This is a genomic window from Thermus sp. (assembly GCF_056332225.1).
On the sequence record NZ_JBWGQW010000012.1, the window covers coordinates 31370 to 41238 of the forward strand.

A 9869-nucleotide genomic window follows, 5' to 3' on the forward strand; every position below is an offset into this window, starting at 1 on the left:
CCGAAAGGTCCCACTCCATGGGCCCCACTATACCTGGGCGGTATCCTGGGGGGCGTGGCCGCGCTCGTCATCTACAAAGGCAAGCCCGCCCTGGCCGAGGAGAAGGGGGGGCGCTTGGAGCTTGAGCTTCCCGGGGGCGAGAGGCAAAGGGTTCGCCCCAAGGACGTCCTCTTCCTTCACCCGGGTCCCGCCTCCTTGGACCTGAAGGCGCCCGAGGGGGAGGAGGAGGCCGCCTGGGAACTCTTAGAGGGGCAGAGGGTGAGCCTAAAGGAGCTCGCCGAGCTGGTCTACGGGGCCTTTACCCCGGAGGCCGCCCTGGGCGCCTACCTCCTTGCCCAAAGGGGGGAGCGCTTCGTCCTGGAGGGGGAAGGGGTGCGGGCCCGCACCCGGGGCGAGCTTCAGGCCCTAAAGGAGGCGGAAAGGAAGCGGGCGGAGCGGGAACGGGCCTTCCAGGAGGCCCTAAAGCGCCTGAGGGAGGGAAGGCCCGCCCCGGAGGACCGCCCCCTCCTCGCCGAGGTGGAGGCCCTGGCCCGGGGGGAGAGGAAGGAAAGCCCCGTCCTAAGGGCCCTGGGCCTCCCCGAAACCCCCGAGGGGGCCCACGCCTTCCTCCTCCGCCTGGGGCTTTGGCAAAGGGAAAACCCCTACCCGAAAAGGCTCGGCCTTCCCCTCCAGCCCCCGGACCTCCCCGTCCCCCCTCTTCCTGAGGAGGACCGGGTGGACCTCACCCACCTCCCCGCCTTCGCCATAGACGACGAAGGGAGCCAGGACCCGGACGACGCCATTTACGCCGAGAAGGTGGAGGAGGGGTTTAGGCTTTTCGTCCACGTGGCCGACGTGGCGGCCCTGGTGGCCCCAGGTAGCCCCCTGGACGAGGAGGCCCTGCGCCGGGGGGCGAACCTCTATCTGCCCGAGGGCACGGTGCCCATGCTCCCCCCCGCCGCCACCGAGCGCCTCGGCCTGGGCCTAAAAGAGGTCTCCCCGGCCCTCACCTTTGAGCTTTGGGTCTCGGAGGAAGGGGAGCTTCGGGAGGAGAGGGTCTACCCCTCCTGGATCCGGGCCGCGCGCCTCACCTACCGGGAGGCCCTCGAGGTGGAGGCCTTGAGGCCCCTAGAGGCCCTGGCGGAGGCCTTCCGGGCGAGGCGCCTCGCCGCGGGGGCCCTGGAGATCCACCTCCCCGAGGTGAAGGTGCGGGTGGAGGGGGAGGAGGTCCGGATCACGCCCCTCCCCCCCTACCCAAGCCGGGTCTGGGTGCGGGAGGCCATGCTCCTCGCCGGCTACGCCGCGGCCCACCTGGCGGTGCGGGAGGGGCTTCCCTTCCCCTTCGCCACCCAGGAGGCCCCCTCGAGGCGGGTGGAAGGGGAGGGCCTCGCCGCCATGTGGGAGCAGAGAAAGGCCCTAAAGAGGGCCCAGCTCAAGGCCGTGCCCGCCCCCCACAAGGGCTTAGGCCTTCCCCTCTACGCCCAGGTGACGAGCCCCCTGAGGCGCTACCTGGACCTGGTGGCCCACCAGCAGCTCAGGGCCTGGCTCAAGGGGGAGAGGCCCCTCTCCCAGGCCGAGGTCCTGGAAAGGGTGGGGGCGGCGGAGGCGGTGGCCGACCTGGTGCGGGAGGCGGAAAGGCGGAGCAGGCTCCACTGGACGCTCCTTTACCTCATGGAGGAGGGCTACGAGGGGCCCGGCGTCCTGGTGGAAAGGCGGGGCGGGCAGGGGGTCTTCCTCCTCCCCGAGCTTGGGCTTTCCGCCCAGGTGGCCCTCTCCCAACCCCTCCCCCTGAACGCCGAGGTCCGCCTCCGCTTCCTGGAGGCGGACCTCCCGGGCCTCGAGGCCCGCTTCGCCCTGGTCTAAGCGCCCCACGGCGGCGAAAGCCGCGGTGGGGGCCCCGATGCGGGCTACATGTGCTCGATCAGGGCCCGGCCGAACTCGCTGGTCTTGAGGAGGGTGGCGGGCTTTCCCTCGGCCTGGAGGAGGCGGTGGAAGTCGTAGGTGACGAGGCCCTTGGAGATGGTGCGCTCCATGGCCTGGAGGATGAGGTCCGCCGCCTCGTTCCAGCCCAGATAGCGGAGCATCATCTCCCCGGAGAGGATGACGCTAGAGGGGTTCACCTTGTCCTGGCCAGCGTACTTGGGGGCGGTGCCGTGGGTGGCCTCAAAGACGGCGTGGCCGGTCTTGTAGTTGATGTTGGCCCCGGGGGCGATGCCGATCCCCCCCACCTGGGCGGCGAGGGCGTCGGAGATGTAGTCCCCGTTGAGGTTCAAGGTGGCGATCACCGAGTACTCGTCGGGGCGGAGGAGGATCTGCTGCAGGAAGTTGTCGGCGATCATGTCCTTGATGACGATCTCCCGGCCCGTCCTGGGGTTTCTCATCACGTGCCAGGGGCCGCCCTCCAGGGGCACGGCCCCGTACTTCTCCCGGGCCAGGGCGTAGCCCCACTCCCGGAAGGCCCCCTCGGTGAACTTCATGATGTTGCCCTTGTGGACCAGGGTGACGCTGGGGAGGTCCTCCTTGATGGCGTACTCTATGGCCGCCTCCACCAGGCGCTCCGTGCCCTCCTTGGACACGGGCTTGACCCCAAGGCCCGAGGTCTCGGGGAAGCGGATCTTGGCGTAGGCCTTGGGGAACTCCCGCTTGAGGAAGTCCAGGACCTTCCTCGCCTCCTCGCTCCCCGCGGGCCACTCAATGCCGGCGTAGATGTCCTCGGTGTTCTCCCGGAAGACCACCATGTTGACGAGCTCCGGGTGCTTCACCGGGCTCGGCACCCCCTGGAACCAGCGCACGGGGCGCACGCAGGCGTAGAGGTCCAGCTCCTGCCTCAGGGCCACGTTGATGGAGCGGATCCCGCCCCCCACGGGGGTGGTGAGGGGTCCCTTGATGGCCACCAGGTGCTCCCGGATGAACTCCAGGGTCTCCTCGGGAAGCCAGACGGGCTCCCCGTAGACCTGGTTGGCCTTCTCCCCGGCGTAGATCTCCACCCAGGCGATCTTGCGCCTTCCCCCATAGGCCTTCTCCACGGCGGCGTCTAGGACGGGTTGGGCCGCTCTCCAGATGTCGGGGCCGGTGCCGTCTCCCTCAATGAAGCCGATGAGGGGTCGGTCGGGAACCCTCAGGACCCCGGCCTGGATGGTGATCTTCTCGCCCTCTTCCGGAATGCGGATGTGCTTGTAGGCCATACCTGACCTCCGGGGCACAGCATACCCCCTCCCCCAGGGAAAAGTGTCCTAAACTTGCCCTATGCCGGATATCGTCGTGGTGGGGGCGGGGATCGTGGGGGCGGCCTCGGCCTACCGCCTGGCGGAGGGAGGGCTTAAGGTCCTCCTCCTGGAGAAGGAGGCCACCTTCGCCCAGGGCTCCACCGGGAAAAGCGCCGCCGGGGTGCGGGTGCAGTTCTCCGAGCCCCTGAACGTCCTCCTCTCCTACCATTCCATCCTGGAGTACCGGGAGATCCCGGAGGCCGCCTACCGCCCCACGGGCTACCTCTTCCTGGTGCCCGAGGGCCTAGCCGAGGCCCAAGAAGAAGCCCTTAGGGTGCAGAGGGCCCTGGGGGTTCCCGTGGAGAAGCTCTCCCTGGCGGAGGCCCAGAAGAAGGTGCCCTTCAGGGAGGAGGGGCTGGCCTACGCCACCTTTGGCCCTATGGACGGGGTCATAGACCCCCACGGGGCCACGGCCTATTACCTCCGGGAGGCGAGGCGGCTTGGGGCGGAGGTGCGCTTTTCGGAAGCCCTCCTCTCCGCCCGGCGAAAGGGGGGGCTTTGGCGGGTGGAAACGCCTAAGGGGCGGTACGAGGCCCCCTACCTTCTCCTCGCCACCGGGGCCTGGACGGGGGAGGTGGGGAAGGCCTTGGGCCTGGAGATCCCCATCCACCCGGTGCGCCGCATGGTCTTCGCCACCGCCCCCGCGCCCTTTCCCCACGCCTTCCCCCTCGCGGTAGACCTCGCCACGGGCTTCTACCTGCGCTCCGAAGGCCCCCGCCTTCTCTTTGGCCGCTCCAACCCCAAAGAGCCCCCGGGCTTCCGAGAGGGGATGGACTGGGAGTGGCTTCCTCCCACCCTCGAGGCCGGCCTCGCCCGCTTCCCCTTCCTGGAGGGGCTTTCCCTGGACCGGAGGGCGAGCTGGTGGGGCTACTACGAGGTGACCCCGGACCACAACCCCATCCTGGGCTTCGTGGAGGAGGGGCTTCTTTTGGCCGCGGGCTTCTCCGGGCACGGGGTGCAGCAGGCGGCCATGGTGGGCCGCCTCATGGCGGAGGAGGTGATCTTCGGCCAGGCGCAAAGCCTGAATATCGCTCCCTTTCGCCTAGGCCGCTTCCGGGAAGGAAGGCTCCTGAGGGAACAGGGGATCGTGTGAACCGATTGACCGAAGGCTTGGCCTCCCCTATGATGGGGGTTGCCTGGCGCCGGGCGGCGTAGCTCAGGTGGTCAGAGCACACGACTCATAATCGTGGTGTCGTGGGTTCGAGTCCCACCGCCGCCACCAAGGGGCCCCTCGAGGCGGGGGCCTTTCTTGCTACACTAAGGGGACGGGCCCGGGATCCCCCCGGTCGCCCTGGAGGGAAGATGCGCGCGCACATCATCACCTACGGATGCCAGATGAACGAGTACGACTCCCACCTGGTGGCCAGCGAGCTCGTGAGCCTGGGGTGGGAGCTCGTGGACTCGGTGGAGGAGGCGGACTTCGTCCTGGTGAACACCTGCGCCGTGCGGGGCAAGCCCGTGGAAAAGGTGCGCTCCCTTTTGGGCCAGCTCCGCAAGGAGAAGGAAAGGCGCGGCCTCCTCATCGGGATGATGGGGTGCCTGGCCCAGCTGGACGAGGGCCAGCAGATGGCGAAGAAGTTCGGGGTGGACGTCCTCTTGGGCCCCGGGGCCCTGACCTCCCTCCCCGAGGCCCTGAAGGCGAACGAGAGGTTTTTTGACCTCACCTTCCGGGAGGACGTCCTGGACTACATCCCCCCGCCCCCCAAGGGGGCGCTCTCCGCCCACGTGACCATCATCCGGGGGTGCAACCACCACTGCACCTACTGCATCGTCCCCACCACCCGTGGCCCCGAGGTCTCCCGCCACCCCGACCTCATCCTGAAGGAGATTGAGCTTTTGAAGCAGGCGGGGGTGGTGGAGGTCACCCTCCTCGGCCAGAACGTGAACTCCTACGGCAAGGACCAGCCGGGCTTTCCCTCCTTCGCCGAGCTTCTGCGCATGGTGGGCGGGATGGGCATCCCCCGGGTGCGCTTCCTCACCAGCCACCCGGTGAACTTCACCGACGACATCATTGAGGCCATCGCCGAGACCCCCGCCATCTGCCGCTACATCCACCTGCCCGTGCAGTCGGGCTCCGACCGGGTGCTCCGCCGCATGGCCCGGGAGTACCGCCGGGCGCACTACCTGGAGAGAATACGGAAGATCCGCGAGGCCCTTCCCGACGCCGTGCTCTCCACCGACATCATCGTGGGCTTCCCCGGGGAAACAGAGGAAGATTTCCAGGAGACCCTCTCCCTCTACGACGAGGTGGGGTACGACCAGGCCTACATGTTCATCTACTCCCCCCGTCCCGGCACCCCCGCCTACAAGCACTTCCAGGACCTGCCCCGGGAGGTGAAGGTGGAGCGCCTGATGCGCCTCATTGAGAAGCAGAAGGAGTGGAGCTACCGCCGGAACCTGGAGTGGGTGGGGAAGGTGGTGGAGGTCCTGGTGCGGGGGGAGGCCAAGGAGGAGGGGTATGTGCAGGGGCACGACCGGGGGAACCACCCCGTGCTCCTCCCCGCCGCCCAGGCTCCCGTGCCCGGCCTCTACCAGGTGGAGATCAAGCAGGCCACGCCCCACCTCCTCTTCGGGGAGGTGGTGGGGGCGAAGGCGCCCGCCCCCATCCCCCTGCCCGTGGCCTAGGGGAGCGGAATGCGCGTCCTCCTCCCCCTCTTCGCCGGGGCCGCCCTCTTTCTCCTCCTCTTCGCCGCCCTCCGCTTTACCGGGTGGGGGCTTTTCCTGGCCCTCCTGGGCGGGGCCTTGGCCTACCTCGGGTTTGGGCGCTGGCAGGGGGGGCTCCTCGCCCGGGGTCCTTCCCCCCAGGCCCTGGAAAGGCTCGCCATGAGGGAGGCCTGGCGGCGGGGCGGGGTGTTGCGGCCCCAAGACCTCGCCCCTTTCCTCCCCGAGGCCGAGGCCCGGGCCCTCCTGGAGGGGCTTGCGGAGCGGGGCCTTTGCCGGAGGGAGGGGGAGGGCTTCCGGTTTTAAGCGCCCCGTGCGGTTTTCGCCGCGGTGGGGGAGGGGGTCGCCGTGGCCTTAAGGGAGGCGGAGGTGGTGGTCCTGGGGGCCGGGGTGGCGGGGCTCGTCCTCGCCCGGCGCCTCCAGGAGAGGGGCCTGCGGGTCTTGGTGGTAGCCGAGGCCCTGGGGGAGGCGAGCCGCCCCCCGGTGGCCCTGGTGAACCCCTTGCGGGGAAGGCGCTTCACCCTGGCGGAGGAGGGGGAAGAGGCCCTGGAGCGGGCCCTCGCCTTTTACGGCCGCTTCGCCGAGCTCCACCTGGGGGTTTTCCGCCCCGTGCCCGAGGCCGAGCGCCCCAAGGTGGCGGGGAGGCTTTCCGGCCTTAGGCACCGCTGGGAGGGGAAGGGGGTGCTTCTGGAGGAGGCCTTCTGGCTGGAGCCGAGGCCCCTCTTGGCGCGCCTTTCCGAGGGGCTTCCCCTTCTTTGGGGCCGGGTCCTTGCCTGGGAGCCCCCTTACCTGGCCCTGGAAGGGGGCGGGCGGGTCAGGGGGGAGGTTCTGGTCTACGCCGGGGGAAGCCGGGGGGCTCACCTCTTCGGCCTAGAGGGGCGGCACATCCCCGGGCTCGTCCTCACCCTCTTGGACTACTTCCCCCGGGCCTTAAGCTACCGGGTCTACCTGGCGGGGGCGGCCCTCGGGGGGAGCTACCTGCCCCAGGAGGAAAGCCCCCGTATGCCCCCGCCCACCGAGGGGGAGGTGGAGTGGCTCCTCCAGGGGGCCGAGGTCTTGGTGGGCTACCGTCCTAGGGTGGCCTCGGCCTGGCGCGGGGTGCGCTTCCGCCTCCCCGGGCCCCACCTCTTCCCCGTGGAGGGCGGCTTCGCCCTCACGGGATTTGGCTCCACGGGCTTCCTCTATGCCCCCCTCCTCGCCGAGAGGCTCGCCTCGAGGCTTTAGACTGGGGGTGTGTACTCGGGCGCGGTGCTGGCCGGGGGGGCCTCGAGGCGCTTCGGGGAGGACAAGGCCCTCTTCGTCTACGAGGGGAAGCCTCTTTTGGCGAGGGTCTTGGAAAGCCTAGAGGGGGCAGGGGAGCGCTTTATCGTGGCGAACCGCCCCTACCTGGGCTTCGGCGTCCCCGTCTACCCCGACCTCCTCCCGGGGGCGGATAGCCTCTCGGGCCTCCACTCGGCCCTCGTCCACGCCCGCTTCCCCTGGGTGGCGGTGGCGGCCACCGACCTCCCCTTCCTCACCCGGGGCTTTTGGGACTTTCTCTACGAGAAGGCCCGCTCCTCCCCCTACCCCGTGGTGGTGCCCTATAGCCCCGAGGGGCACCCGGAGCCCCTCATGGCCTTTTACCACAAGGACTGCCTGCCCCAGGTGGAAGGGCAGATCCGGGAAGGGGACTTCCTCCTGAGGCGGGTGATGGAGACCCTGGGGGCCACTTACGTCCCCGCGGAGGAGGCGGTGGCCCGATTTGGGGAAAGGCTTTTCCTGAACGCCAACCGGAAGGAGGCGCTCCCCTAGGCTCCCGCCCCCGGCTGGGGCCTGTCGGCGGGGAGAGGCGGGGGCGGGGGAGGCAGGAGAAGGAGCTTCAGGACCTCGCCCACCTCCTCCACGAAGTGGATCTCCAGGTCCTTGAGGATCTCCTCCGGCACCTCCTTGAGCTCCGGCTTGTTCTCCTTGGGGAGGATCACCCGGTAGATCCCCGCCTGGTGGGCGGCGAGGAGCTTCTCCTTCACCCCGCCGATGGGGAGGACCTTGCCCCTTAGGGTGATCTCCCCGGTCATGGCGATGTCCATGCGCACCGGGCGGCCGGTGAGGGCGCTCGCCAGGGCGGTGGCCATGGTGATCCCCGCCGAGGGGCCGTCCTTGGGGGTGGCGCCCTCGGGGACGTGGATGTGGAGGTCAAAGTCCTTGTGGAAGCCCTCGGGGAGCCCCCACTCCTCCCGGTGGGCGCGGAGGTAGGTGAGGGCGGCGTGGGCCGACTCCTTCATGACCTCCCCCAGGTTCCCGGTGAGGTTCACCTTGCCCGTGCCGGGGACGGCCACGGCCTCTATGGTGAGGAGGGTGCCCCCGTAAGGGGTCCAGGCCAGGCCCTGGGCCAGGCCCACCTGGGGGGCCTTCTCCGCCCGGTCGGGGCGGTACTTGGGCACGCCCAGGTAGGCCTCGAGGTCCTCGGCGTCCACCACCTTGACCCCTTCCCAGGGCTTCTCCAGGTAGTCCTTGGCGGCCTTCCTCGCCACCTTGGAGAGCTCCCGGTCTAGGTTCCTCACCCCGGCCTCCCGGGTGTACTCCTGGACGATGCGCTCTATGGCCCGGTCGGTGATCTCCAGCTTCCCCTCAAGCCCAGCCTCCTTCACCTGGAAGGGCCAGCGGAAGTAGCGGGCGATGGCGCGTTTCTCGGGGAGGGTGTAGCCGGGGATCTCAATGACCTCCATCCGGTCCAATAGGGGCCTCGGGATGGTGGAAAGGGTGTTGGCCGTGGTGATGAAGAAGACCTTGGATAGGTCGTAGGGCACGTCCAGGTAGTGGTCGGTGAAGGTGTGGTTCTGCTCGGGGTCCAGGACCTCGAGGAGGGCCGCCGCCGGGTCCCCCCGCCAGTCGGAGGCGAGCTTGTCAATCTCGTCCAGGAGGAAGACCGGGTTCACCACCCCCACCTGCTTCATCCCCTGGATGATCTTCCCCGGGAGGGCCCCGATGTAGGTGCGGCGGTGGCCCCGGATCTCCGCCTCGTCCCGCACCCCGCCTAGGGAGATGCGGTGAAACTTGCGGTTCATGCTCCGGGCGATGCTCTTGCCCAGGGAGGTCTTGCCCACCCCGGGGGGCCCCACGAAGCAGAGGATGGGGGCGTGGCCCTTCACCTCCTTCCCCTGGGTGAGCTGGCGCACCGCCAGGTACTCCAGGATGCGCTCCTTCACGTCCTTGAGGCCGTAGTGGTCCTCGTCCAGGACCCGCTTGGTGATGGAGATATCCAGCACCTCGGGGTCGGCCTCGGTCCAGGGGACCTCCAGGAGCCAGTCCAGGTAGGTCCGGCTCACCGTGGCCTCGGGGGAGCCGGGCTGCATGCGCTCCAGGCGCCTGAGCTCCTTGAGGGCCTTCTCCTTCACGGGCTCGGGCATGCCCTTCTTCTCAATGCGCTCCCGGAGCTCCTCTATCTCCGAGAGGAAGTCCTCCCCGCCCCCGAGCTCCTTCTGGATGGCCTTCATCTGCTCCCGGAGGTAGTACTCCCTCTGGTTTTGGTCCATCTGCTCCTTGACCCGGGCGGCGATCTTCTTGTCCAGCTCAAAGCGCTCCAGGTCGCGAAGAAGCAGGGCCAGGACCCGCTTCAGGCGCTCCTCCGCCTCGGGGGTTTCCAGGATGCCCTGCTTCTCCTCCAGGGTCCAGGTGGCGTGGTGGGCCACGAGGTCCGCCAGGACCGCGGGGTCCAGGGTGCTCTTGATGGCCTCCTGCTGGTAGCGGTCCAGGCGGAGGGTCTTGTGGTTCTGCAGGTAGCGCTCAAAGGCCTCCTGCACCTCCCCCACCAGGACCCGGGCGAGGCTTGCGTCCTGCAGAGGGGGCTCCGGGAGCACCTCCCCCACGGCCCTTAGGTAGGGGGCGGCCACGTACTGGAGAAGCCTTGCCCGGTTCCTGGCCTCCACCATCACCTGGAGGGTGCCGTCCGGGAGGCGCATGGCCTGCTTGACCACGGCCGGTGCC

8 protein-coding genes and 1 tRNA gene are annotated in these 9869 nt (G+C 69.2%); 7 read left to right on the forward strand and 2 right to left on the reverse strand.

The window, feature by feature from the left end:
• Positions 1-54: 54 nt before the first annotated feature.
• Positions 55-1842, forward strand: coding sequence for an RNB domain-containing ribonuclease (locus tag AC01Y6_RS04080; protein ID WP_476670346.1), 1788 nt, complete (start codon positions 55-57; stop codon positions 1840-1842).
• A 44-nt stretch (positions 1843-1886) separates the two neighbouring features.
• Here the strand turns inward: AC01Y6_RS04080 and icd are convergent, their stop codons facing one another.
• Entirely contained in the window at positions 1887-3164 is a 1278-nt protein-coding gene (gene icd, locus AC01Y6_RS04085) for an NADP-dependent isocitrate dehydrogenase (protein WP_428720107.1), read from the reverse strand.
• Between the two features lie 61 nt (positions 3165-3225).
• Here icd and AC01Y6_RS04090 point away from each other — a divergent pair, with 61 nt between their 5' ends.
• The 6 genes from AC01Y6_RS04090 (at position 3226) to AC01Y6_RS04115 (ending at position 7697) form a co-directional block, all read left to right on the forward strand.
• Complete coding sequence (locus AC01Y6_RS04090; RefSeq protein WP_476670347.1) at positions 3226-4338, forward strand: NAD(P)/FAD-dependent oxidoreductase; 1113 nt, start codon at positions 3226-3228, stop codon at positions 4336-4338.
• A 52-nt stretch (positions 4339-4390) separates the two neighbouring features.
• Positions 4391-4467 (forward strand) — tRNA-Met (locus AC01Y6_RS04095).
• An 80-nt stretch (positions 4468-4547) separates the two neighbouring features.
• The gene (gene miaB / locus AC01Y6_RS04100; RefSeq protein ID WP_476670348.1) at positions 4548-5870 is read left to right on the forward strand and encodes a tRNA (N6-isopentenyl adenosine(37)-C2)-methylthiotransferase MiaB; all 1323 of its coding nucleotides are present in this window, start codon (positions 4548-4550) and stop codon (positions 5868-5870) included.
• 9 nt (positions 5871-5879) lie between these two features.
• A complete protein-coding gene (locus tag AC01Y6_RS04105; RefSeq protein ID WP_347240940.1) occupies positions 5880-6212 on the forward strand; it encodes a hypothetical protein in 333 nt (110 codons plus the stop codon).
• A gap of 42 nt (positions 6213-6254) precedes the next feature.
• The gene (locus AC01Y6_RS04110) at positions 6255-7130 is read left to right on the forward strand and encodes an FAD-dependent oxidoreductase (RefSeq protein ID WP_476670349.1); all 876 of its coding nucleotides are present in this window, start codon (positions 6255-6257) and stop codon (positions 7128-7130) included.
• Between the two features lie 9 nt (positions 7131-7139).
• Positions 7140-7697 carry a molybdenum cofactor guanylyltransferase gene (locus tag AC01Y6_RS04115; protein WP_347240938.1) on the forward strand — a complete coding sequence of 186 codons (558 nt, stop codon included), beginning with the start codon at positions 7140-7142 and terminating at the stop codon, positions 7695-7697.
• Here the strand turns inward: AC01Y6_RS04115 and lon are convergent.
• The coding region (gene lon, locus AC01Y6_RS04120; protein ID WP_476670350.1) for an endopeptidase La at positions 7694-9869 on the reverse strand (2176 nt) is incomplete at its 5' end. The genes AC01Y6_RS04115 and lon overlap by 4 nt on opposite strands.